This window comes from Nonomuraea sp. NPDC049714 (genome assembly GCF_044465295.1).
Classification (GTDB): Bacteria; Actinomycetota; Actinomycetes; order Streptosporangiales; family Streptosporangiaceae; genus Nonomuraea.
Genome location: NZ_JBITLM010000014.1, coordinates 208,124 through 231,758, shown reverse-complemented (window position 1 = coordinate 231,758; position 23,635 = coordinate 208,124). Strand labels below are relative to the sequence as shown.

Annotated in this window: 20 protein-coding genes; 12 read left to right on the top strand and 8 right to left on the bottom strand. The window is 71.9% G+C overall.

The window, feature by feature from the left end:
• Positions 1 to 10: 10 nt before the first annotated feature.
• The 3 genes from ACIBQX_RS41345 to ACIBQX_RS41335 form a co-directional block, all read right to left on the bottom strand.
• Complete coding sequence (locus ACIBQX_RS41345; RefSeq protein WP_397014518.1) at positions 11 to 586, bottom strand: hypothetical protein; 576 nt, start codon at positions 584 to 586, stop codon at positions 11 to 13.
• Between the two features lie 205 nt (positions 587 to 791).
• On the bottom strand, positions 792 to 1,238 hold the full coding sequence (locus ACIBQX_RS41340) for a YdeI/OmpD-associated family protein (protein WP_397014516.1): 447 nt from the start codon (positions 1,236 to 1,238) through the stop codon (positions 792 to 794).
• Positions 1,235 to 2,047, bottom strand: coding sequence for an alpha/beta fold hydrolase (locus tag ACIBQX_RS41335; protein WP_397014514.1), 813 nt, complete (start codon positions 2,045 to 2,047; stop codon positions 1,235 to 1,237). Before ACIBQX_RS41335 ends, ACIBQX_RS41340 begins: the two co-directional genes overlap by 4 nt.
• A 118-nt stretch (positions 2,048 to 2,165) precedes the next feature.
• On the opposite strand from ACIBQX_RS41335, the gene ACIBQX_RS41330 reads away from it, so the two are divergent.
• Positions 2,166 to 2,579, top strand: a complete 414-nt coding sequence (locus tag ACIBQX_RS41330) for a nuclear transport factor 2 family protein (protein WP_397014512.1) — start codon at positions 2,166 to 2,168, stop codon at positions 2,577 to 2,579.
• Positions 2,580 to 2,661: 82 nt separating this feature from the next.
• Here the strand turns inward: ACIBQX_RS41330 and ACIBQX_RS41325 are convergent, their stop codons facing one another.
• Both ACIBQX_RS41325 and ACIBQX_RS41320 read right to left on the bottom strand, forming a co-directional pair.
• Positions 2,662 to 3,183 carry a DUF488 family protein gene (locus ACIBQX_RS41325; protein ID WP_397014510.1) on the bottom strand — a complete coding sequence of 174 codons (522 nt, stop codon included), beginning with the start codon at positions 3,181 to 3,183 and terminating at the stop codon, positions 2,662 to 2,664.
• A 4-nt stretch (positions 3,184 to 3,187) separates the two neighbouring features.
• Positions 3,188 to 3,520: a cupin domain-containing protein gene (locus tag ACIBQX_RS41320; RefSeq protein ID WP_397014508.1), complete on the bottom strand. Its 333-nt coding sequence runs from the start codon at positions 3,518 to 3,520 to the stop codon at positions 3,188 to 3,190.
• A 121-nt stretch (positions 3,521 to 3,641) separates the two neighbouring features.
• Between ACIBQX_RS41320 and ACIBQX_RS41315 the strand changes: the two genes are divergently transcribed.
• The 3 genes from ACIBQX_RS41315 (at position 3,642) to ACIBQX_RS41305 (ending at position 7,546) form a co-directional block, all read left to right on the top strand.
• Positions 3,642 to 5,786, top strand: a complete 2,145-nt coding sequence (locus ACIBQX_RS41315) for a sensor histidine kinase (protein WP_397014506.1) — start codon at positions 3,642 to 3,644, stop codon at positions 5,784 to 5,786.
• A gap of 60 nt (positions 5,787 to 5,846) precedes the next feature.
• Positions 5,847 to 6,704 carry a helix-turn-helix transcriptional regulator gene (locus tag ACIBQX_RS41310; RefSeq protein ID WP_397014504.1) on the top strand — a complete coding sequence of 286 codons (858 nt, stop codon included), beginning with the start codon at positions 5,847 to 5,849 and terminating at the stop codon, positions 6,702 to 6,704.
• 113 nt (positions 6,705 to 6,817) lie between these two features.
• Positions 6,818 to 7,546 carry an SDR family oxidoreductase gene (locus tag ACIBQX_RS41305; RefSeq protein ID WP_397014502.1) on the top strand — a complete coding sequence of 243 codons (729 nt, stop codon included), beginning with the start codon at positions 6,818 to 6,820 and terminating at the stop codon, positions 7,544 to 7,546.
• Here ACIBQX_RS41305 and ACIBQX_RS41300 read toward each other — a convergent pair.
• Complete coding sequence (locus tag ACIBQX_RS41300) at positions 7,543 to 8,076, bottom strand: hypothetical protein (RefSeq protein ID WP_397014500.1); 534 nt, start codon at positions 8,074 to 8,076, stop codon at positions 7,543 to 7,545. The genes ACIBQX_RS41305 and ACIBQX_RS41300 overlap by 4 nt on opposite strands.
• Before the next feature lie 113 nt (positions 8,077 to 8,189).
• Here ACIBQX_RS41300 and lnt point away from each other — a divergent pair, with 113 nt between their 5' ends.
• A complete protein-coding gene (gene lnt, locus ACIBQX_RS41295; RefSeq protein ID WP_397014498.1) occupies positions 8,190 to 9,692 on the top strand; it encodes an apolipoprotein N-acyltransferase in 1,503 nt (500 codons plus the stop codon).
• Here lnt and ACIBQX_RS41290 read toward each other — a convergent pair.
• Both ACIBQX_RS41290 and ACIBQX_RS41285 read right to left on the bottom strand, forming a co-directional pair.
• Positions 9,673 to 10,449: a hypothetical protein gene (locus ACIBQX_RS41290; RefSeq protein ID WP_397014496.1), complete on the bottom strand. Its 777-nt coding sequence runs from the start codon at positions 10,447 to 10,449 to the stop codon at positions 9,673 to 9,675. The genes lnt and ACIBQX_RS41290 overlap by 20 nt on opposite strands.
• A gap of 3 nt (positions 10,450 to 10,452) precedes the next feature.
• On the bottom strand, positions 10,453 to 10,791 hold the full coding sequence (locus tag ACIBQX_RS41285) for a hypothetical protein (RefSeq protein ID WP_397014494.1): 339 nt from the start codon (positions 10,789 to 10,791) through the stop codon (positions 10,453 to 10,455).
• Between the two features lie 102 nt (positions 10,792 to 10,893).
• Here ACIBQX_RS41285 and ACIBQX_RS41280 point away from each other — a divergent pair, with 102 nt between their 5' ends.
• From ACIBQX_RS41280 to ACIBQX_RS41250, 7 genes are all read left to right on the top strand, one after another.
• Positions 10,894 to 15,525: a CHAT domain-containing protein gene (locus ACIBQX_RS41280; protein WP_397014492.1), complete on the top strand. Its 4,632-nt coding sequence runs from the start codon at positions 10,894 to 10,896 to the stop codon at positions 15,523 to 15,525.
• A gap of 94 nt (positions 15,526 to 15,619) precedes the next feature.
• Entirely contained in the window at positions 15,620 to 17,431 is a 1,812-nt protein-coding gene (locus ACIBQX_RS41275; RefSeq protein WP_397014490.1) for an ABC transporter ATP-binding protein, read from the top strand.
• Positions 17,431 to 19,251: an ABC transporter ATP-binding protein gene (locus ACIBQX_RS41270; RefSeq protein WP_397014488.1), complete on the top strand. Its 1,821-nt coding sequence runs from the start codon at positions 17,431 to 17,433 to the stop codon at positions 19,249 to 19,251. Before ACIBQX_RS41275 ends, ACIBQX_RS41270 begins: the two co-directional genes overlap by 1 nt.
• 183 nt (positions 19,252 to 19,434) lie before the next feature.
• Positions 19,435 to 21,144 carry a sensor histidine kinase gene (locus tag ACIBQX_RS41265; RefSeq protein WP_397014485.1) on the top strand — a complete coding sequence of 570 codons (1,710 nt, stop codon included), beginning with the start codon at positions 19,435 to 19,437 and terminating at the stop codon, positions 21,142 to 21,144.
• A complete protein-coding gene (locus ACIBQX_RS41260; protein WP_397014483.1) occupies positions 21,135 to 21,782 on the top strand; it encodes a response regulator in 648 nt (215 codons plus the stop codon). Before ACIBQX_RS41265 ends, ACIBQX_RS41260 begins: the two co-directional genes overlap by 10 nt.
• 127 nt (positions 21,783 to 21,909) lie before the next feature.
• Positions 21,910 to 22,251: a hypothetical protein gene (locus ACIBQX_RS41255; protein WP_397014481.1), complete on the top strand. Its 342-nt coding sequence runs from the start codon at positions 21,910 to 21,912 to the stop codon at positions 22,249 to 22,251.
• A gap of 43 nt (positions 22,252 to 22,294) precedes the next feature.
• Entirely contained in the window at positions 22,295 to 23,623 is a 1,329-nt protein-coding gene (locus tag ACIBQX_RS41250; RefSeq protein ID WP_397014479.1) for an MFS transporter, read from the top strand.
• Positions 23,624 to 23,635: the final 12 nt, after the last annotated feature.

Here is a 23,635-nt window from a genome sequence, read left to right as displayed (position 1 = left end):
GTCCGCATGATCACGCATGAGCCAGGGCGGTCTTCGTCGGCCGCGTCGCCAGCGGCAGGAACGCGATCATCGCGACGACCGCACCGACGGGGATGAGGTCCAGCGACGCGAACGGCAGCAGGATCTGGACCAGCACGAGCACGGGCACCCAGAGCTGGACCTGGCGCTGGACGGCGAGGTGGATCACCAGGGCGAGCTGGGCGAGGTAGAAGAGGATCGGCCCGGCCTCGTAGACCAGCAGCGGCACTCCGGGCACCGCCTGCACCTGGTCGAACAGCGGCCCCATGGCCTCGTGGTCGGCGGCCATGAACCCGACCACGATGTCGATCGCGAACTGGACGAAAGCGAACGCGATCCCGGCGAGTCCCGCCGCCAGAAGGCCGGTGGCGACCCGGCCACGCCCGAGCATCATCCACATATCCCGAAATATCACGGCGAAGAGCACCAGAGCGCCCATGAAGGCGAGATGTCCGAGCGTCCAGGCGAGCCCGGGACCCCGGCTGCCGTCGAACCCGTCGACGATGCGGAGCACTCCGTAGACCATGGCGAGCGCGGGGGCGGCGAGGTACGCGGGGCGGGTGATCATGAGGTGATCTCCTTGGGGGCGGGGCTGGGATGACGTCCGGTGCGCGAGACCCGCTGCCCGGAGTCGACGTCCCAGCGATTCGGCTGATGCCCCTAATCCTGCGATGATCCGCCTCGCATGGGATCGCCGCGAGGAGCGAACCTCGGCCTCACTCCCAAGAGCGAGCACCCTCACCCGCGAGAGCGAGTATGCGCCACAGAGGGCGTCACGCCTCGCCGTTGGTGAGGCGGGTGATGGTGTCGGTGACGCGCCGCTGCCTGGTCTCCGCCTTCTTGGCGCCCTCGACCTGCAGCACGTACCGGCGCTGCCGGGAGTAGGACAGGCTCTCGAAGAACCTCTTGGCCTCCGGCGCCCGGCCGAGCGCCTCGGCCAGGTCGGGTGGCACGCTCACCTGGCGGGGCTCAGTGTCGAGCTCCAGGCCGACCTCGATCTCGTCACCGGTGGCGACGCCCGCCCCGGCGCGGTTCTCGGCGCTCAGCGGCACCAGGAACCGGCCGCCCATGGAGGCCACCGTGCTGCGGTAGGCGTGTCCGTTGATGGTGACGTGAACGGCCGGACGCCTGCCCGAGCCGAGCTCGGCCACGACCTCGGCCGGGACCTCGAACCCGGTGGCGGTCTTGCCGCCCAGCTCCACGGTGGTGCGGAAGATCATTGGAAGAACTCCTTGAGGACCGGGGCCAGCGCCTGCGGCTTGACCATATGTGTCTGGCCCGGCAGGGTGCGGCGCTCGGCGCCGGGCAGGACCCGCGCCAGGTCCGTGGCGCCGTTGCGGATCCAGGCCGGGCTCTTCGCGCCGTCGGCCACCAGCGTGGGCACCTTGATCGAGTCCCACTGCCCCTCGGGCAGCGGCCTGCCGCGCTCGAAGTCGGTGACGAAGGCCGCGTCGTACGGCAGCGTGCGGGCCACCTCCTTCATCCCCGACCAGCCGGGCATGAACCGCATCATGGCCACCATCACGCCGGGCAGGTTGACCCCCTTGCGCATGAAGTAGCCGATCGCCTTCTCGGGCCGGCCCATGGCCAGGAAGTCCTGGAGCCGCTCGGTGTAGTCGGCGGGGATGGGCGGCCGGGTGTCGTCGACGATGAACGGCGGCTCGTAGACCGCCAGCCTGCTCACGGCCAGCCCACTCTCGACGGCGGCCAGGGCCAGCGCCGCGCCCGACGAGATCCCGTACAGGAGGACTGGACCGCCTGCCTCCTCGATGAGCGCGGCGAGGTCCTCGAGCTCGCGCTCGGGGGCGTACGGCGCGGTGTCGCCGCTGTCGCCCCGGCCGCGCCGGTCGTAGGTGTAGACGGTGAAATCGTCGGCCAGCTCCTGGGCCAGCGGCCTGGCGGGGCCCGAGGCCCGGTGGCACATGGCGCCGTCGACCAGGATGAGCGCCGGGCCCCGGCCGATGCGCTCGAAGGCGATCGTGGTGCCGTCGGCGGAAGTGACCGTCTGGGTGCTGTGCTTCGTCTCCATGCCCTGAAGCCTTTCACCGACAAATAAATTTGTCAACGTCTTACCTGGGAGGTAATCGTGCAGCGTCGGCCGCTCCTGACACAGTGGGGCCATCCACTGATCAAACGGGAGGAACACCATGTCCACGCGCGACGTCGTCCAAGAGCTGCTGCGCCGGATCGGCGAGGGCGACCCCGAGCGGATCGCCGAGATGTACGCCGAGCACGGCGACTGGAAGCTCGACTGGCCGGAGTCGGAGCACGGCCGCATGGACATCCCGTGGATCCGGCACCGCAAGACCCGCGCCGACGCCGCCGACCACTTCCGCCTGATCGCCGAGCACCATGTGCCGGAGGAGGCCGGCACCGTGGTGGAGCGCATCCTGGTGGACGGCGACGACGCCGTCGTGCTCGGCGAGATCCGGCAGACCGCGCGCTCCACCGGGCGCGCGTACCGCTCCCGCTTCGCCCTGCACCTCACGGTCGAGAACGGTCTCGTCACCCGCCACCACGTCTACGAGGACAGCCTCGCGGTCGCCCAGGCATTCGCCTGAGACAAGGGAGACGCGGGCAGGGGAGACGCGGGGACGCGAGGACGCGGAGGACGACGGGGGCAGGCAGGGGAGGCGCGGGGGACTACGTCCGGTCGTACACCAGGAGACCGTCCTCGCGCAGGCGGGCGCCCGGGGTCGGCGGGTGGTCGGTGAGGCGGCCGTCGTGCGCCAGGTGCTGGACGGTCGCGTGCCTGGCCAGGACGGCGAAGTCGGCGATGAGACGCCGATGGCAACGCCACCACACCGCCTCGGCGCACATCACCGCCGTGCGCCCGGTGGCCGCCTGCGCCAGCAGCTCGTCCATGGCCGCCAGGAAGTCGGGCTCGCGGGTGTGGCCCGCGTAGCCGCGGAAGGAGGCGTTCTCCCAGAAGACGTCGGGGGAGTCCGGCGCCGGCTTGCGGAAGCCGCCGAGCCGGCCGTCCCACCGGTAGCCGAGCCCGGCGGCCGGCAGCCACTCGGCCAGCGCCTCCCGGCCGGCGTCGGGGTTGCGCCTGCTGCCTGGCGCGGTCCGTACGTCGACGACGGCTGTGACGCCGGCCTCCAGCAGGAGGGCGGCGAGGCGGTCGCGGGTGGCCGTGCCGTGCCCGAAGGTCAGCAGGGTCAACGGGTCAGGGCAGTTTGGCGACGGTGAGCAGGGCGGCGGAGTTCTCCAGGGCCTCCAGGCTGTGGCGGGCCTGCGGGATCACGATGAAGTCGCCCGTCATCCCGTCCCACGAGGTGCCGCCGCTGCGCAGGCGGACCCGTCCGTGCAACACCAGGAGGGTGGCCTCGCCGGGGTTCTCGTGCTCGCTGAGCGATTGGCCGGTCGTCAGCGCGATGAGCGTCTGGCGCAGGGTGTGCTCGTGACCGCCGTGCAGCGTCTCCGCGCTGCGTCCGGTCGAGGCCTCGGCCGCGCGCTTGAGGTGTTCGCGGACCAAGGCGTCCAATGAGGTCTTCTGCATGGCTTCGAGTCTGTCACCGGGGGCGCGGGTTCACCCTGACGGCGGCGGGGGGAGGCGATTTATTACCCCAAAGACGTCATAATCCTGTCCAACTCATGGGGGCTGGAGAGGCAGGAACACAATGGCCGAAATCGCCGGCAGTGCCACGGCAGCGGGCGGAGCCGTGGCCGCCGCCGAGAGCTCGCCGGCGCGCCTGGCGAGCGGCATCGCCCTGCTGATGGCGGTGGTGTCCCCGGCCCTTGAGGTGACGGGCGTGCTGGTCTGGGCCGGCCTGCCCGACGAGTGGACGCCGCGGATGACCGTGACTCCGCAGTCGGCCGTCGCGCTGACGTTCCCGGCGGTGGGGGCGTTCCTCATCTTCCACCGGCCCCGGTTGAAGCTGGCCTGGCTGATGTGCGTGGGCGGGCTGGCGGCCGGCGTCAGCGACGTCATGGGGGCGCTGATGCTCCGGTCCGCCGCTGACGGCCACCTGGTGACGGCCGGCTACTTACGCTTCCCGAACCTGGTCGGCTGGGCGGTATGCGGCGTGACACTGACGCTGCTGTTGCCGATGTACTCGCCCGACGGCCGGCTGCCGTCGCCGCGCTGGCGGGTGGTCCCGATCGTCGGCGCCACCGCCCTGGCGGCCGAGATGCTGCGCAACGCCGTGCGCCCGGATCCGCCACTGGCGACCTATCCGTACCCCGCCGTCATCCCGAACCCGCTGCAGGTCCCCGCCCTCGCGCCGTTCACGTCCACCGTCTTCGTGATCACCTGGACGGTGATCTACGCCTCGATGGCGCTGGCGGCCCTCTCCCTGGCCTCCCGGCTGCGGGCCGCGAGCCCGGTGGTGCGCCGGCAGATCGGGTGGCCGCTGTTCGCGTTCTCCGGCTACATCATCTGCCTGGTCGTGGCCTCGTTCGCGGACGAGCTGGTCTGGTCGGCGATCATCTGGGCCGGGCTCATCCCGATCGCGATCGCCTTCTCGGCCATGCGCTACAGGCTGTACGGGATCGACACGGTGATCAGCCGGACCTTCGTGGCCGCCGGGCTGCTGGCCGTCGTCAGCGCCGTCTACTTCGGCTTCGGCGCGGCGTCGAGCCTGTTCGTCTCCGGCTATGACCAGGTCGCCGGGCTGGCCGCCGCCCTGTTCGCCGGGGCGTTCTTCCAGCCGCTGCGGCGGATGCTGCAGCGGGCCGTCGATCGGATGCTGTACGGCAAGGTCGGCGATCCCGGCCTCCTCGCCGAGCGGCTGACGCAGGCGATCCGGCGGGGCGACCCGGCCAAGGCGCTGACCTCGGTGGTGGGCGTGCTGCGCGACGGGCTCGCGGTCGAGGGCGTCGCCGTGGTGGTGATCGACGGCGAGCCCCGCTATGTCGAGAACGGGCGGGTGGGGGAGGCGCAGCGGCGGGTGCCGCTCGTCTGGCACGGGGAGCAGGTCGGCTACCTGCTCGTGGGCCTGCCGGGACCGCGCCGGTTCCCCGCCGCGCACAACGAGCGGATGCTGGCCGCCCTCACGCCGTACGTCGCGGACGTGGCTCACGCGGTACGCATGGCGGCGGACTTGCAACGTTCCAGGGAGCGCATCCTGACCACGCGTGAGGAGGAGCGGCGGCGGCTGCGCCGCGACCTGCACGACGGGCTGGGGCAGAGCCTGTCCAGCATGGCGATGATCATCAACATCGCCCGCAGCCGGTTGAAGGACTCGCCGGACTCGGCCGACACGCTGCTGCTGCAGCTGCGATCCGGGATGGACGCCGTCGCCGGGGACATCCGCGAGCTGGTGTACGGCCTGCGGCCGCCCGCCCTGGACGATCTGGGCCTGGCGCGGGCCGTACGGGACCTCGCGGGGCAGTCCTCGCCGGAGATCTCGATCGAGGTGACGGTCGAGGGCGAGCTGTCCGAGCTGCCGGCGGCCGTCGAGGTGGCCGTCTACCGGATCGTGCAGGAGGCGCTGACCAACGTGCGGCGGCACGCCGAGGCGCGTACGGCCTCCGTCGTCCTGCAGCGGGAGGACTCGGTGCTGCGGGTGACGGTCCGTGACGACGGCCGAGGGCTGCCGGAGGGCCACCGGGCCGGGGTCGGGCTGGGGTCCATGCGCGAGCGGGCGGCGGAACTGGGCGGCATCTGCGTCGTCAGCGGCCTGCCCGACGCGGGCACGCAGGTGGAGGTCATGCTGCCGCTGTCGTCCAGCCGTCGCCACGCACCGAGGGAGAACGCCCCGAGGGAGAACGCACCGAAGGAGAACGCACCGAAGGGAGAGCCGGCGCAGGAGTGGTCAGCCTAGGAGTGACCCGGCCCCCTTCCGCGCTCCCATAAGCCGTGGACCAGGCCTAACCTGGAGCACATGGACAGGGACAACCTGCTCGGCCAGTTCCTGAGAGCCCGCCGAGAGCTCATCAGGCCCGAAGACGTGAACCTGCCTGCCGGCAGCCGGCGACGGGTGGCGGGACTGCGGCGGGAAGAGGTCGCGATGCTGGCGGGAGTCAGCGCCGACTACTACGTACGCCTGGAGCAAGGCCGCGAGCGGCACCCGTCGGCCCAGGTGGTCGACGCGCTGGCCCGCGCGCTGGGGCTGACGGACGACGCGGTCGCGCATCTGCACCAGCTCGCGAACCCGGGCGTCCGCCGGCGCCGGGCCCCACGGCAGGAGCGGGTGAGCCCGAACCTGCTGCGCATGATGACGGGCTGGTCCCACACCCCGGCCATCGTCCTGGGCTGCCGCCTGACCGTGCTGGCGCACAACGCGCTGGGCGGCGCGCTGTACGCCGGCCACACCTACAGCGCGGACCTCGTACGGCTGGTGTTCCTCGACCCGGACGCCCGGGAGTTCTTCCCGGACTGGGAGCGGGCGGCGGTCAACACGGTCGCCGGGCTGCGGGCCGTGGCTGGGGCGGACGTCGACGATCCGGCGCTGATCGAGGTGGTCGGCGAGCTGTCGTTGCGGAGCGCAAGCTTCCGGCGGCTGTGGGCGCGGCACGACGTCCGCCACAAGACGCACGACACCAAGCGCTTCCACCACCGCCTGGTCGGCGAGCTGACCCTGCACTACGAGTCGTTCACCGTCAACGGCGCCCCCGGCCAGCAACTGGTCGTCTACCAGGCCGAGCCGGGTAGCCCGTCCGAGCAGGCCCTCGCGCTGCTGGGCAGCCTCACCGCCGAGCCCGCGCCCCCGGCCGCCGCCGAGCGGTCGACAGCCGAATAACCGCCGAACAACCGCCGAACAACCACCGCAGTCACCGAACCCGCCGAGCACGCGGGTCGATGCCGCACGCCCCGGCATGCCCGGGGGCACGAGAAACGAAACGAGGGACGTACATGAGCAACTCCAAAATCATCCTGGTCACCGGCGCCAGCAGCGGCATCGGTCAGGCCACCGCGCTGCGCCTGGCCCGCGAGGGCCACCACGTGGTCATCGGCGCCCGCCGCGAGGACCGCCTGAAGGCGCTCGCGGAGGAGATCAGCCACGCGGGCGGCAGCGTCGACACGCGCCGCCTGGACGTGACCGACGGCGCGGACGTGGTCGCGTTCGCCGAGGACACCGTGCAGCGGCACGGCCGGATCGACGTGATCGTCAACAACGCCGGCGTGATGCCGCTGTCCCGGCTGGACTCGCTGCTGGTCGAGGAGTGGGACCGGATGATCGACGTCAACATCCGCGGCCTGTTGCACGGGATCGCCGCCGGGCTGCCGATCTTCCAGCGGCAGGGGGGCGGGCACTTCGTGACCGTCGCCTCCATCGGCGCCCACCAGGTGTCGCCGACCGCCGCCGTCTACTGCGCCACGAAGTACGCCGCCTGGGCGATCACCGAAGGGCTGCGGCAGGAGTCCGACCCGAGCATCCGGGTCACCACCATCTCGCCGGGCGTCGTCGAGTCCGAGCTCGCCGACACCATCACCGAGGCCGGCGCGAAGGACAAGATGCGCGTCTTCCGGGCGGAGACCATCGCGCCCGACGCCATCGCCCAGGCGATCTCGTACGCGATCGGGCAGCCGGCCGACGTGGACGTCAACGAGATCGTCGTCCGGCCTGCCCGGCAGCGTTAGAGCCAGCTGGCCCGTACGGCCAGGGCGGTGCCGTCGGCCGGCGCCCTGCCGAGCTCGCCCGCCCTGACCTTGGCGAGCAGGCGCTCGACGCAGTCGATGATCTCGGGGGCGCAGGCGCGCAGCGCGTCCGCGTCCCCGGCGGCGTCCTGGCCGGTGCCCGCCTGCTCAAGCACACCGTCCAGGTCGGACAACCGGCCTTCGAGCCACTTGAGCGGATCACTGGACAGGTCCCTGGCGAACACACGGGGGCCGGGGTCCCATCCGGTGAAGACCGGGTGATGATGGGTCCGGTCGAAGCTGCCGGGCCGTCCCTCCACGGACTCCAGCAGGTCCACCCGCCAGATCGGCCGGTCGACGTGGATCGGGCGGGCGGAATAGACGGTGCCCTTCAACTCCCCCTGGGCGAGTTCCCGCACTTCGAGGCGGACTCCCCGTTCGGCGCCCTCTTGGCCCTTGTTCGGATTCGGGTCGCGGAAGTAGATGTCGCTCACGGCCACGCCGATGCGCTCGAAGCCGAAGACGTACAGCATGATGAGTCCCTCCCTCTACGGGTGTTTCTCGGAGTATGAACAACTCCCCGGCCGCGTTCAATCAGGTCCAGCTCCGCCGGGGTCGGCCACACGCTGCCGGGTAGCGGTCCAGTGTGCTCGCTCGATGGACGCCGCGCGGCCTCGCTGTCGCGGCCGGGGCCTGCCTCGCGCTCGCCTTCCCTGCCGCGGGGGCGTGGTGGTGGGCGTGGGTGGGGCTGGTTCCGCTGCTGGTCCTGCTGGCCGGGGCCGGGACGTACCGCGAGGCGGCGTGGCGCGGCTGGTGCGCGGGGGTGGGCTTCTTCGTGACGCTGGTCCACTGGCTGCTCCCCTCCCTGGGGGTGTTCGCGCCGCTGGTGATGGGCACGGTCGGCCTCCTCTGGGCGCCGTTCGGGATGGTCTCCTACGGTCTGCTCAGGAATCCGTCACCTGCCCGGGTGGCGGTGGCGCTGGTGGTGCTGCCGTCGGTCTGGGTGGGGGTCGAGGCGGTGCGCTCCTGGAAGCATCTGGGCGGCGCGTGGGGGCTGCTCGGGCTGAGCCAGTGGCAGGTGCGGCCGGTGCTCGCGCTCGCCGCCCTGGGCGGGGTGTGGCTGCTGAGCTTCGTGCTGGTCGCCGTCAACGTCGGGCTCGCCGCCGCCGTGTTGCCCACTGTGCTGCCCGCCGTCGGCCGCCGCGCCCGGCTGACCGGGGCGGGGGCGGCCGCCGCCCTGGCCGTGGCCGCCGTCAGCTTCGGGCTGGTACGGCCCGAGCCCGTGCCCGTGGGCGCCATGCGGGTCGCGGGCGTGCAGACCGGGCCGGTACCAGGGGCGGAGCAGCGGATCGCGGCACATCTGCGGCTGACCCATGAGCTCGCCGGTCGCGATCCCGACGTGGTCGTGTGGGGGCAGAGCAGCGTCGGGCTCGACCCGGCCCAGCGCCCCGGCCTCGCCCCCCGGCTGCGCTCGGCCGCCGCCGCGACGGGCGGCGACCTGCTGGTCAACGTGGACGCCGCCGACCCATCCGGGCAGATAGCCAAGTCGACCTACCAGTACACGGCCGACGGCCTGGTGAATACCTACGTCAAGCAGCGTTTGGTGCCGTTCGGCGAGTACGTCCCGCTGCGGCCGCTGCTGGGGCGGCTCACCGACCACACCGCGGCGGCCGCCCAGGACCGGGTCACCGGTGACCGGCTGACGATCCTGGAGGTCTCCGGCCACCGGGTCGGACCGCTCATCTCGTACGAGTCGACCTTCCCGGACATGCGGCGCGAACTCCTCCGCATGGGCGCGGACGTCACGATCGTGCAGGGCTCGCTCACCACGTTCCACGGCAGCTGGGCGCAGCCGCAGCAGGCGAGCTTCGAGGCCGTCCGGGCCGTCGAGACCGGCCGGTCGGCGGTCCTCGTGGAGCTCGACGGCACCTCGGCGGCCTTCGACGCGGACGGTACGCGGCTGGCCTGGTTCCCGCCGGAGTACCGGGGCGGCTTCGTGGTCGACGTGCCGCTCTATCGCGGGACGACCCCATACGTCCTGCTGGGCGACTGGGTGCCGCTGACGGCGGGCGCGATCGTGCTGGCCGCCGGGCTCGCGTACGGTGTTCGCGGGTTTCGGCGGAGGGCGGTCAAGCGCCCGGCCTCCTGAGCCGTCGGCGTCGTACCGGATGGTCGGGACCGCCCTTGTGCAGACGGGCGTTGATCTGGCCAGCCTCGTCCGCGGTGATCAGTCCGTGCGGCAGCTCCATGCCCAGCGCCAGGGCGAGCTCACCCTGGCGGATGTCCACAAGGCTCTCCACCAGCGTCGCGTACGCGTGCGCGCACCGCCGCGCCCGCGTCGCGCCGCCGATCAGCAGGCCGACGGCGATCAGCAGGCCGGGCCACCAGGCGCAGCCGGCCAGTGCGTAGAGCAACCCCCAGCCGATCGTGGTCGCCGCGGTGTCCAGACCGGTCCTGGCCTGCTGCACCGGGAGACGCTGATGCTCCTCCAGCAGCGACCACAGCCGGGGCCACACCAAGGCCGCCCGCAGCCCGTGATACTCGGCCCGCACCCGCTCGTCCACCAGCGCCAGGCGGCGGCCCGGCCAGGTCACCCTGCGCCCACGCCGCTCCAGCAGCCACAGCCGCTCCATCGCGCCGACCGCCAGCCGTGCCAGGCCCGCCGCCGCGACGGCGACCAGCAGCACGACGGCGACCGTCACCACCACCGTCACCGCGTCACCGCCGGTCCCTGCCAGGCGGGAGCGGGTCCGCTGGATGAGCATGGCGACGTCCACGGCGTGGGAGTGCCCCAGGAGGACGGCACACCACAGGGCCGCCACGAAGCACAGGCCGGGGAGCAGGATCAGCGTCAGCCAGCGCTCCGTGACCTTCTTGCCCAGCTCGGTGAGCAGCCCGTCGATCACCGCTCAGTCCTCGGTGAAGCGCATGGGCCGCCCGCGCAGCCGGCACATGGGCGGCCGGTTGCCGTCGTCGCGGCCCGCGCGGCGACCGCACCAGCCGTCGGGGCAGGTGTAGTCACCCCGCAGCTCCTGACCGGCGACGCCGAACAGCAGGAAGGGAGCCTCATCCGCGCGGTCCTCCGGAACACCGGGATCGAGCAGCGCGAGCACCTCCACGGCGGTGCCTCCCTCGTCCAGTGCGGTCAGCATGTCCTCCAGAGCGGCGGTCCAGCCGCCCTTCTCGGCGTCCCGCCGCAACGAGGGCAGCTCCGCGCAGAGCCACGCCCGCGCCTCGCTCTCGGTCATCGGCACCGTCCATCCTCGGATTTCCCCACAGCCATGGGCATCTTCCATCACAAGCCGGGACCGGCGATATACGTTCAGGCGGATCCCCCCTTCTGGAGTGCCATGGACGCGACCGAGCTGGTGATCCGCTTCGAGTGGGACGACGACAACGACGCTCTCGACCAGGCCATCGCCCTGCGCGAGACGGACGGCGGAGCGCCGTACGGCATGGCGTTGCTGTTACGCCACCATCGGAGAGGCGCGCGGGAGGACCTGGAGCGGGCCGTGACCGCTGTCCTCGCGGACCTGGACGGCACGTCGAGGGAAGCCCCGGAGCGGGCGGACCTGCTGGTCGACGCGGCGGATGCGCTGATGGCGCGGTGGGACGCCGACGCCGGCCAAGCCGATGTGGACACCGCCGTCGACCAGTACCGGGAGGCTGTGGAGCTGACGCCGGAGTCGGCACGGGCCCGGTCGAAACTCGGCATGGCCATCGCCAGGCGCCGCCTGCTGGGCGGAGGCGGCCAGGGAGATCTCGCCGAGGCGCTGACCCTGTGCCGGCAGGCCGTCGACCAGGCCGACCGGGCCGAGGACAGCCCCCCGGACGCCGCCCTGGGCCCGGACGCGCTCGCTGACAGGGCCGCCCGGCTTGACCGGCTGGCACTGGTCACGAGCGCCAGAGCCGTCGAGTCCCAGGACCAGGACCTGGCGCGGACCGCGGTCGACACGGTCGACGCCGTCCTGCGCATGGATCTCGGCCGCGGTCTGCTGCTGTGGGGACCGCAGATGACCCGGATCGCGGCGCTCGGCCAGCGCTACGCCCTGACCGGACGCCCCGAGCACCTGACCGCCGTCATCGCCGCCTGCCGGTCCGCACTGGAGAGCATGCCGGCCGACTGGCCCCATCGCCGGCACGCCCTGCTGCAGTACGGGGTAATGACGGCGATCCGGTTCTACGAGGAGGGCCGCGACCCCGCCGACCGTGACCGGGCCATAGGGGTGCTGCGCGAGGCGCTCGGCGATCCGCGGCCGGGACTGTCCCTGTACGAGCGGAGCTGTGCTGAGCTGCTGCGGAAGCTCCTGTGGAACCGGATGTCCGACGGGGCACGGCTGGACGACGTCGACGACCTCGTCGCCCGCCTCCGCGCGGCCCTGGTGGACACGCCCGGCGACGAGGAGCTGCGGGAAGACCTGTACAAGGCTTCGAGGGCACGGTTCACCATCACCGGCGACCAGGACGACCTCCCCCGGGGAGACGACCTGGAGGACGAGAGGGAGCGGGTCGACGCTCAGGTCTTCAAGGCCATCAGCGGCAGCCTGGCGGAACTGGACGCGGCCGTCTCGGCCGCCGACCGGCTGCTGGACGACGACCATGACGACGGTGAGCTCGACGGCCTGCGCATCAGCCTGAGCGGTGCGCTGACCGCCCGGTACGCCCACCGGGGTGACCGCCGGGACCTGGATCGCGGCCTGAGCCTGCAGGCGAGCCTGCTCGACGGCGTTCCCGCCGGCAGCCCCCTCAGGGGCCACCTGCTGCTGCAGATGGCCGGCACCCGGACGACGAGGTACGACGCGACCGGAGATCGCGCCGACCTGGACGCCGCGCTCGCCGGAGTCGCCGAGGCAGCCGGGATCATCGGGGTGGACCACGTCGACAGGAGGATGGTCGAGCACGTCATCGGCAGGACGAGGGTGCGCCGCTACCGGCGCGACGGCGACCCGGCGGATCTGGAGTCGGCCATCGCCGCCTACCGGACGGCGCTCGACGCGGCGCCCGTGGGGCACCCGGTGCGTCGCGAATACGCGGCGGAGCTGAGTGAGGCCCTGCAGGAGCGGGCGAGGATCGGCGGCGCCGCCGACAACACCGCCGACGACAACACCGCCGCCATCGAAGCCGCCAGGAGTGCCGTCCGGCTCGCGCCGCCGGGAGACCAGCGCGCCCTGGCGCGACTCCCTCTGGCCAGGGCGATGTCACAGCGGTTCCTCCTCACCGGGGACGTCGCGGCGATCCGCGACTCGATCGCCGCCTTCCAGGAGGCGGCGGCGGAGCTGCCGCCCGATCACCCGGTCAGGGCGCTCGCCCTCGGCGGGCTGGCCGAGGTGCTGAAACTACGGGCGGAGCTGACCGGATCGCAGACCGACCTGAACGCCGCCGTCACGGCGGGTGAGCAGGCCTGGCGGCAGCCCGTCCGGGCCGCGGACCGGGCGATGATCGCGATCTACCTCACCGACGCCCTGCGCATGCGCGGCCAGCGCGTCGGGGGGCGAGCCGACGTCGACGCCGCCATGGACGTCATCACGTCCGTCCTCGCCGACCTGGCCCACACCGATCCGTGGCGTCCGCTCTGCGAGCTCCAGCTGGCCGTCATGCTGTCGCAGCGGTTCCTGGTGACCGGCGACGCCCCCGACGTCGACAGGTGCGTCGAGATCGTCGGCTCCGTGCTGGCCGCGCTGCCGGCTCACTCACCATGGCGGAGGCTGGCGTACGAGACTCTCAGCGAGAACCTGTGGAAGCGCGCCCAGCACCGAGGCGACCTCGACGACCTCGATGACGCGATCGACGCCATGGACCTGGCTCTGGCGGTGCCCACCTCCGACCACCGGCACCTGGCGGTCAACCTGTACAACAAGGCGGGCATGCTCGGGCTCCGCTTCGACGAGCACGCCCGTCCCGAGGACCTGGACGGGGCGATCGAAGCCGGACGCGCGGCCCTGGCGGCATTGCCGGCAGGCCACTACTACCGGCCGGTGGTCAGCAAGGGCCTGTCGCTGCTGTATCTGGAGCGCCCGGACGCCAACAGCGCCGACGACCTGTCGGAGATCATCGGCCGTGGCCGCGAGGCGCTCGCCGCCACGGCGGAGGACGACCCGTCGTGGGCCAGTCAACAGCACCTGGTCGGTGTCGGCAGGCTGCTGCGGTTCGGGCGGACGGGCCGGGCGCGCGACCTCCGGTCCGCGATCCGGGCCATCGAGGCGTCGGTGGCCGCCACCCCGCCCGGCGATCCCGCGCTGGGATCCCGCGCCGCCCAGCTCGGCCTGGTGCTGAACGTACGGTACGAGCGCCGCGGCCGTCGCCGGGACCGGGACCGGGCCATGGACGCCTACCGCCTGGCCGCCAGCGTGACCTCCAACGGGACCCTGTCCCGGCTGGAGAGCAACCGCGACTACGCCGCCTACACCCTGCGGCACGGCCGGCCCGTGGAAGCGCTGGAGCACTACCGGATCTGCGTACAGGACCTGCTTCCCCTGGTGACCTGGCGCGGCCTCGGCCGCCGGTCCCAGGAGAACCAGCTCAAGCGGGTCGCCGGCCTGGCCGGTGATGCCGCCGCGGCCGCGCTGGCCTGCGACTCGCCCAGGGCCGCGGTCCAGCTGCTCGAACAGGGGAGAAGCGTGCTGTGGGCCCAGCTTCTGCAGACCAGGAGCGACAGGAGCGAGCTCCACGCCGGGCACCCGCGACTCGCCGCCGAGTTCGACGAGGTGAGCGCCGCCCTCGATCTCCGGTCGGCCGGACCGCTGCGACCCGGCGAGCTGACCGCCCAGGGCGGTGCGGACCGGATGGGGGAGGCGGAGCGGCGGCGGCGCGCCACGGCCCGGTTCACCGAGCTGATCGACTACATCAGGGAGCTGCCGGGCTTCGCCGGGTTCCTGCGGCCTCCGGACATCGAGACCCTGCTCCAGGCCGCGGACCGAGGCCCGGTCGTGATCGTCAACGTCGGCCGCACCCGCTGCGACGCGCTGCTGCTCACCACCGAGGGCGTGCGGACCCTCCCGCTGCCCGGACTGACCCAGGAGGAGGCCGTCGAACGGGCGACGGCCTTCCATGACGCGCTCGGCGCCGCCCGGCAGGGCCTGGCCGCCAGGATCAACGCGAACCAGACCATGCTGTCCACCCTGGAATGGCTGTGGGAGGCCGTCGCGCTGCCGGTGCTCGACGCGCTGGCGCTGCCCGTGCCCGACGCAACGGCCCTGCGCGGCGGGAACCTTCCGCGGGTGTGGTGGTGCCCGACCGGCCCGCTCGCCACGCTCCCGCTGCACGCCGCCGGCCGGCACCGCCCTGGCGCGAACGCCGCCTGGGTGGGCGACCACGTGGTGTCCTCCTACACCCCGACCCTGCAGGCGCTGCTCCGCGCCAGGACCGAGCGGCCGGCTCCGCCCGCCCCCGCCGCCCTGGTGACCGGGCTGCGCGTCACCCCGCGCCAGGACGGCCGCTACCGCGACCTGCCCGCCGTCCCCGACGAGATCCGGGCCATCAGGGACACCCTGGGCGGACGAGCCCTCGTGCTGGAGGATGCCACCGCCACCTGGCAGGCCGTGCTCGACGCCGTCCCGGCGCATCCGTGGGTCCATTTCGCCTGCCATGGCAAGCAGAACCCCCAGGAGCCGTCCGCCAGCCATCTGGCGCTGCACGACGCCGACCTGACCGTGCTCGACCTGGTCAAAGCCGGCGTGGTCGACGGCGACCTGGCCTTCCTGTCCGCCTGCGAGACCGCCCAGGGGGACACCACGCTCACCGACGAGGCCATCCACCTGGCGGCCGCCTTCCACCTGGCCGGCTACCGGCACGTCATCGGCACCCTCTGGTCGTTGAACGACGCCTCGGCCGCCAGGGTGGCCGCGGACGTGTACGGGACACTGGCCGGCGACAGCGGCACCGAACCGGCGGTGGCGCTGCACCTGGCGGTCGCCCGGCTACGCGCCCTGCCCCGCTTCCGCAGTCCGCTGGCCTGGGCGCCGTACGTGCACATCGGGGCGTGAGCGAGCCCCGGGCGAAAAGCGTTGGGAAAGTGTCGGACCCCGGTGATAGAAAGCAGGTTCGACGCCCACCCACCCATGGCCAGGGGGCCTTGCCGTGTCCACCACCACCTCGGAGTTCTCCGTCTCCGGTCAGCCGTATGACCGGCGCGGCCCGGTGCGGTGGCTCTGGTCGCATCTGCGCCGCCACTGGGTGCACCTGACCGGGTTCCTCGGCGGGTCACTGATCATGGTGGTGCTCAACGCCATGGTCCCCCAGCTGACCGGTCAGGCGTTCGACGCCGTGCTCCGCACGCGGGGCGAGCCGATGGACGCGCTCGGCCTGGTCTCGCTGGCCCTGCTCGCGATCATGCTGGCCCGCGGCCTGTTCGACCTCGTCGCCCGGCTGTCCAGCGAGGTCCTGGCCAAGCGGCTGGAGCGGGACGCCCGCGACGAGCTCTACGTGAGCCTGCTGGGCAAGAGCCAGACCTACCACAACCGGCAGCGGGTCGGCGATCTGATGGCCCGCGCGGCCAACGACATCCGCCAGCTGTCCATCATGGTCACGCCCGGCATCGACCTGATCGTCGACTCCGGCATCCAGGGCCTGGTGCCGCTCGTCTTCATCGCCACGATCGACCCGCGGCTGCTGCTGGTGCCCGTCACCTTCGTGGTCCTGTTCGTCTTCGCCCTCTGGCACTACATGCGGCAGCTCAACCCGGTGGCCACCCGCATGCGCGAGGAGTTCGGCGACCTCAACGCGGGGCTGAGCCAGGCCGTCCGCGGCATCGAGGTCATCAAGGTGACCGCGCAGGAAGGGCAGGAGCGGGCCTTGTTCCGCACCCGCGCCAGCCGCTACCGCGACTCGTTCGTACGCAACGGCCTGGTCCAGGCCCGCTATCTGCCCACGCTGCTGTTCGCCTTCGCGATGGCCGGCGCCCTCTGGCACGCCCTTTATCTGCACGCCGCCGGCGGGATCACCATCGGCGAGCTGGTGGCGTTCATGGGGCTGATGAGCATGCTCGGCTTCCCCACCCAGATCTCCATCTTTACCTTCTCGCTGGTCCAGCTCGGCATCGTGTCCTCGCGCCGGATCCTGACCGTCCTCAACGCCGAGACCGAGCTGGAGCAGCGCCCGGACGGCCACACCGCCCGCATCACCGGAGAGATCGTCTTCGACGACGTGACCTTCGGCTACGACGACGGGGATCCGGTGCTGCGCGGGGTGACGTTCACCGTGCGGCCGGGGGAGACGGTGGCGATCGTCGGCGAGACCGGCTCCGGCAAGAGCACCCTCACCAAGCTGGTGCCGCGCATCTACGACGTCACCTCGGGCCGCATCCTCGTCGACGGGGTCAACCTGCGCGACTGGGAGCTCGACTCGCTGCGCTCCCAGATCTCCACCATCGAGCAGGACATCGTGCTCTTCTCCCGCTCGGTGGCCGAGAACATCGCCTTCAGCCTGGGGCAGCGCGCCGACCGCGAGGACGTGATCAGGGCGGCCGAGGACGCCCAGGCCGCCGAGTTCATCGCCGAGCTCGACGACGGCTACGACACCGTCATCGGCGAGCGCGGCGTGACGCTCTCCGGCGGCCAGCGTCAGCGCCTGGCCATCGCGCGGGCGCTGCTCACCGACCCGGCGATCCTCGTGCTCGACGACTCCACCAGCGCCATCGACTCCGCCACCGAGGACAAGATCCAGCAGGCGATCGGCCGCATCCTCGACGGCCGCACCACGCTCCTGATCACCCACCGGCTCTCCCAGATCCGCTGGGCGGACAAGGTGCTGCTGCTCAGACGCGGCGAGCTGGTCGACTACGGCACACACGACGAGCTGATCAAGCGCAGCGGCCTCTACCGGCGCATCTTCGCCCACTACGACGAGGTCGCCGACACGGTCATGGCCGGCGAGCAGGAAGGGGCGCCCTGATGGGCTTCATCATGGACGGCCTCGACGCCGAGGACTACGACCGCACCTACAACGACCGTGACCTGCTGCGCCGGATCCTGTCCTACTTCCGGCCCAAGCTGGGCGCCATGCTGCTCGTGGCGGCCATGATCGTGCTGCTGTCGATGAGCCAGGCGGCCGTGCCGCTGCTGGTCAGCGAGGCCGTGGACGCGATCGAGGCCGGCACGATCACCGACGTGGGCTGGCAGCTCGCAGCCGGGCTGCTGGTCGTCGGCGGGCTGGGCTGGCTGTTCAACTTCGTACGGCAGTCCAACAGCTCCAGGGTCACCGGCGATGTGGTCCTGCGGCTGCGCGAGGACGCCTTCGACGCGGTGCTGGCCCGCGACCTGTCGTTCTACGACGAGACGCCGTCAGGCCGGATCGTCAGCCGGGTGACCTCCGACACCGACGACTTCGCCACCGTGTCCACCCTGACGATGGACCTGATCAGCCAGGTGCTGATGGTGGGGTTCGTCACGGTTCTGCTGTTCCTACGCAGTGTCGAGCTCGCGCTGCTGACGCTGCTCGTGGTGCCCGTCGTGATGGGGCTCGCGCTGCTCTTCCGGCGCCTGGCCCGCAGCAGCACCCGCAAGGCGCAGCGCTCGCTCGGCCGGGTCAACGCCAACCTGCAGGAGACCATGGGCGGCATCGCCGTGGCCAAGAACTTCCGCCAGGAGCAGCAGGTCTACGACGAGTTCCGGCCCATCAACCAGCAGAGCTACCAGGTGACGCTCCGGCAGGGCTACGTCTTCTCCGGGATCTTCCCGGTGCTGTTCCTGGTCGCCGGGCTCGCCACGGTCGCGCTCGTCCAGCTGGGCGGCACCACCGTGCTCGGCGGCGGGCTGTCCGCGGGCGACTGGTATCTGTTCCTCCAGGGGGTGGCGCTCTTCTGGTTCCCGCTGACGTCCATCGCCGCCTTCTGGTCGCAGTTCCAGCAGGGCCTGTCCGCCTCCGAGCGGGTCTTCGCCCTGATCGACGCCCCGCCCCGGGTGGTGCAGACCGCCGCCGAGCCGGTGGGCAGGCTGGCGGGCCGGATCGAGTTCGCGAACGTCACCTTCGGCTACGACTCCGCCCATCCCGTGCTGCGCAACTTCGGTCTGCTCATCGAGGCCGGTGAGACGGTGGCGCTGGTCGGCCACACCGGTGCGGGCAAGTCGACGCTGAGCAAGCTGATCACCCGGTTCTACGAGTTCCAGGACGGCCGGCTGCTGATCGACGGGCGTGACATCCGCACCCTGGAGCTGGGCGACTACCGCAGGCAGATCGGCGCGGTCCCGCAGGCTCCGTTCCTGTTCAGCGGCACCGTGGCCGACAACATCCGCTACCCCCGGCCGGAGGCGAGCGACGACGACGTGCGGGCCGCGGCGGTGGCGGTCGGCGGCGGCGACTGGATCGACGCCCTGCCCCACGGCCTGCGGAGCGACGTGGGCGAGCACGGCCGGGCGCTGTCCATGGGGCAGCGGCAGCTCGTCGCGCTGGCCCGGCTGCTCATCCAGGACCCGGCGATCGTGGTCCTGGACGAGGCCACGGCGAGTGTCGACCCGCTGACCGAGGCGCAGATCCAAGAAGGCCTCGACGTGGTGCTGGCCGGCCGGACCTCCATCGTCATCGCGCACCGCCTGTCCACGATCGAGCACGTCGACCGCATCATCGTGCTGGACCACGGCCAGATCGTGGAGGAGGGCGACCACGCGACCCTGCTGGCCAAGGGCGGCCGCTACTGCCAGGTCTACAACACCTACTTCCGCCACCAGTCGCCGCACTACCGCCCCGGCTCGGGCTTCGTCGCCGTCGCCGACTGACGGTGATGAGACAGGGCGACCGGCTCTGGCTGACGCCTGCTTCCGGGCGGAGGTCGTACGAAAGATTGCTGCAGTATTGTCGGGCTCGGGGCCCTGGCCCGCCGGGAGGGATCATGTTCCGAGGCCGGCAGACCGTGGTTCCTGGGCCAGGAGCCGGTAGGCCTAGGGCATATCGGGGAGGGGGTGCTCCTGACCGCCGGGATTCTGCTGAACGGGACCGCCGGGCCGGTGCTCGCGCCTCCGTCCGCTGAGCCGCTCACGCTCGTGACGGTGGGCGTGGTCGCGGTCTGCTATCTCGGTGCCGGGGCGGTCGCTTGGCGGCTGCGCTCACGTAACCGTCTGGGCCCGCTTCTGGCGACGTTCGGGGCCCTGTGGGCGCTGCATCAGCTCGGGCAGCCGCAGTGGGCACCCACCACCCAGCTCGGGCACGGGTACGTGCCGAACGGGCTGTCGTGGGGTGGGCCGATACGGGACTGGCCGGCGTTGACCGGGCCGGTGGGGGTGGGCGTCGGGGCGGTGATCGGGGTCTGGCCTGCGGTGCTCGCGCATCTTGTGGTGGCCTTCCCGGCGGGGCGTCTGACGAGTGCGGCAGCCAGAGCGGTGGTCGGGCTCGCCTACCTGTGCGCGGCGGCGATGGCGCTGCGGGCGACGGTCTCGGGCGAGGCGAGCCAGGCGATCCAGGGAGCGGGCATTCTCGCGCTGGTGCTGTTCGGGGCGGCCGTCATCTGGTTACAGGTCGTACGGTTACGTCGCAGCAGCGCGGCGGCGCGGCGGTTCCTCGCTCCGGTGCTGGTGGCGGCCGTGATCGCGACCGCGCTGCTGATCGTGCAGAAGCCGGTGACGGCCGTCGGCGCCCCACCTCCGTACCTCACCTCGCTCGCTCAGCTCGCCCTGGCCGGGATCCCGCTGGCCTACCTCGCCGGCCTGCTGCGCCGCCGGATCGATCGCGGCGGTGTCGCCGAGCTGGTCGTCCGGCTCAGCGACGGGCACCGCCGGACCGGCCTGCAGGAGGCGCTCGCGAAGGCGCTGCACGACCCGCTCCTCAAGGTCGGCTACTGGGTGCCGGAGTCGGGCCGGTACGTCGACGTCGACGGCCGGCCGCTGCCCGACGAGCCGGACCGGGCGACGACCCGGGTGGACAGCGGCGGACCGCTGGCCGTACTGGTGCATGATCCGGCTCTGCTGGAGGACCCGGAGCTGATCGAGGCCGGGTGCGCCGCCGCGTCGCTCGCCCTGGCGAACGAGCGGCTCACCGCCGAGCTGCGGGCCCGCCTGCACCAGCTCGCCGAGTCGCGTACCGAGGTGGTGCGCGCCGCCGAGGCCGAGCGCAGGCGCATCGAACGGGATCTGCACGACGGCGTGCAACAGCGCCTGCTGTCGATCCCCATCACGCTCAGCCTCGCCGAGTCGGCGCTCGGCTCGGAGCGTGCCGGGCCGCTGATCGAGGAGGCGAGGACCACCGCGCTGGCCGTACTGCAGGAGGTGCGGGCGCTGTCGCAGGGCATCCACCCGCCGGTGCTGACCGAGCGCGGCCTGGCGGGCGCGGTCGGGGAGCTGGCCGCGGTGGTGCCGGTGCCTCTGGAGGTACGCATGGACCACAGCGGGGAGGGCCTGCCACCGGAGGTCGAGACGACGGCCTACTACGTGGTCGCCGAGGCCCTGGCCAACCTTGCCAAGCACGCCTCGGCCGGGTGGGCGAAGGTGCGGATCGCCGGTGAAGGGGAGTGGCTGCTGGTGGAGGTCGCTGACGACGGCCGCGGCGGCGCCGATCCTGAGCGCGGGTCCGGGCTGCGCGGGCTCGCCGCCCGGGTCGAGACGAACGGAGGGACGCTCGTGGTGGAGAGCCCGCCGGGCGCGGGTACCCGGATCCGGGCGGCGCTGCCGTGCGCGTAGTCATCGCCGAGGACAACACGCTGCTGCGCGAGGGCCTGTCGCGGCTGCTGGCGGAGGCCGGGTTCGACGTCGCGGAGAAGGTGGAGGACGCGCCCGCGCTGCTCGCGGCGGTGGTGAGGCACCGGCCCGACGTGGCCCTGGTCGACATCCGGCTGCCGCCGACCCGGACCGACGAGGGACTGCGCGCGGCCAGGGAGATCAGGCGCGCCCACCCGGGCACCGGAGTGCTCGTTCTGTCCCAGTATGTACGGGTCAGCTACACGGTCGAACTGCTCGACGGGGGTGCCGAGGGGGTCGGCTACCTGCTGAAGGATCGGGTGTCGGACCTGGCCGAGTTCGCGGCCGCCGTGCGGCAGGTCGGGCGGGGCGGCTCGGCGTTCGACCCCATCGTGATCGACCAGCTCGTACGGCGGCGGGCCGGTGGTGACGACCCGCTGCGCGACCTGAGCGAGCGGGAGCGGGCGGTGCTCGCGCTGATGGCGGAGGGCCGCACCAACCAGGCCATAGGCGACCGCCTCGCCATCGCCGAGCGGACAGTGGAGAAGCACTGCACGAACATCTTCGCCAAACTCGCCCTGCCGTCCCGCCCCGACGACCACCGCCGCGTGCTCGCCGTCCTGCGCTACCTGAACGCGTGAGACCGTACGGCAAGCCGTACGCCCATGGTGCGGGTAGCACGGTGGCGAACGGGTGCCGGCACGCTTCCGTACGTGGTCCGCACGGCGCAGAATCCTGCGGGTGAAGCCACCACCATCCGTATCCCTCGTGTCCGTCGCCAGAGTCGTCGCCGCCGTCATCGCCGTGATCATGGCCGTCTACCTCGCGGTCGACGGCGCCCACCGCCCGGCCAACCCCTTCCTCGTACCTGACGTACTGGTGGTGGCGCTGCTGGCAGGGGCCGCACCGCTGCCGAGACGCGTGGCACCGGTCGCCCTGCTGGCCGCCTTCACCTGGACCGCGGGGGTGCTCACCGTGTCCGTGTTCACCTACGTGGTGCGCGGCGAGTTCGCCTGGCCGAATTTCGCCTTGGTGGCCGCCGCCCTCACCATGGCGGCCCTGCTCGCCAACCAAGTCTGCCGCTGGATGGTGACCCACGATCACACCTGATATAGCGTCACGGGCAAGGCGGGGCCTACCGGAGGAGCGGTAGATGACTGATCAACGGCCCGACACGACAGGCGAGCAGAACAGACGTCAACTGGTCCGGGCGGTGATCGCGTCCGCCGTGGGGACCTCGGTCGAATGGTACGACTTCTTCCTGTACGGCTTCGCCGCCAGCACCATCTTCGCGGAGCTGTTCTTCCCGACGAGCGACCCGACCACCGGCCTCCTGCTGGCCCTCGGCACCTACTTCGGCGGCTTCGCCGCCCGCCCGATCGGTGCGGCGATCTTCGGCCATTACGGCGACCGCATCGGCCGCAAGGCCACCCTGATCGTCACCCTGCTGACCATGGGCGTCGCCACCGCACTCGTCGGCCTGGTGCCCACCTACGAGCAGATCGGGATCTGGGGCGGCATCCTGCTGACCCTCCTGCGCCTGCTCCAGGGCATCAGCGTCGGCGGCGAATGGGGCGGATCCGTCCTGCTCGCCACCGAATGGGGCAAGTCCCAGGGCGGCCGGCGCGGCTTCCTCGGCAGCTGGCCGCAGTTCGGCGTCCCCGTCGGACTCGTGCTCGGCTATGCGGCCCTGCAGGTGTTCCAGCCGCTCGACCCCTACTGGGGCTGGCGCATCCCGTTCCTGCTCAGCATCGTGATGGCCGGGGTCGGCCTCTACATCAGGCTCGGCATCCTGGAGACGCCGGTCTTCACCAAGCTCCTCGCGGAGAACAAGGTCGAGCGCGTCCCCGTGCGCGAGGTCATCGTCAGAAACTGGCGGGAGATCGTACTCAGCGCCCTGCTCCGCACCGGTCAGCAGGCGCCGTTCTACATCTTCACCGTCTTCATCCTGACCTACGCCACCAGAACCCTCGGCTTCGAAGCGGGCGACGTCTACCTGTACGTCATCGTCGCGGGCGTCGTGTCACTGTTCACCGTGCCCTTCTGGGGCTACATCTCCGACCTCGTGGGCCGCAGACGGCTCTACATCGTGGGCGCCGCGGCCATGGTGGGCTGGTCCTTCGTCTACTGGCCGCTGCTGGACACCCGCGTCCCGGCGCTGGTCTTCCTCGCGATCGTGCTGGCCGCACCCATCCACGACATCCAGTACGGCCCGCAGGCGACGTTCATCGCCGAGAGCTTCACCGGCCGGTTACGCTACAGCGGCGCCTCGCTCGGCTACCAGCTGGCCTCGGTGACGGCGGGCGGACCCGCGCCCCTGATCGCCGTCTGGCTGTACGCCACCTACCAGAGCTCGTTCGCCATCGCCGTCTACATGGCGATCTGCGGGCTCATCAGCATCGCCGCCGCCTTCGCCCTGAAGGACCGTTCGCAGAACGACTACGCGGTCGAGTACGACGAGGTACGACCCACGTCCGGCTAGCGCCTGCCAGGA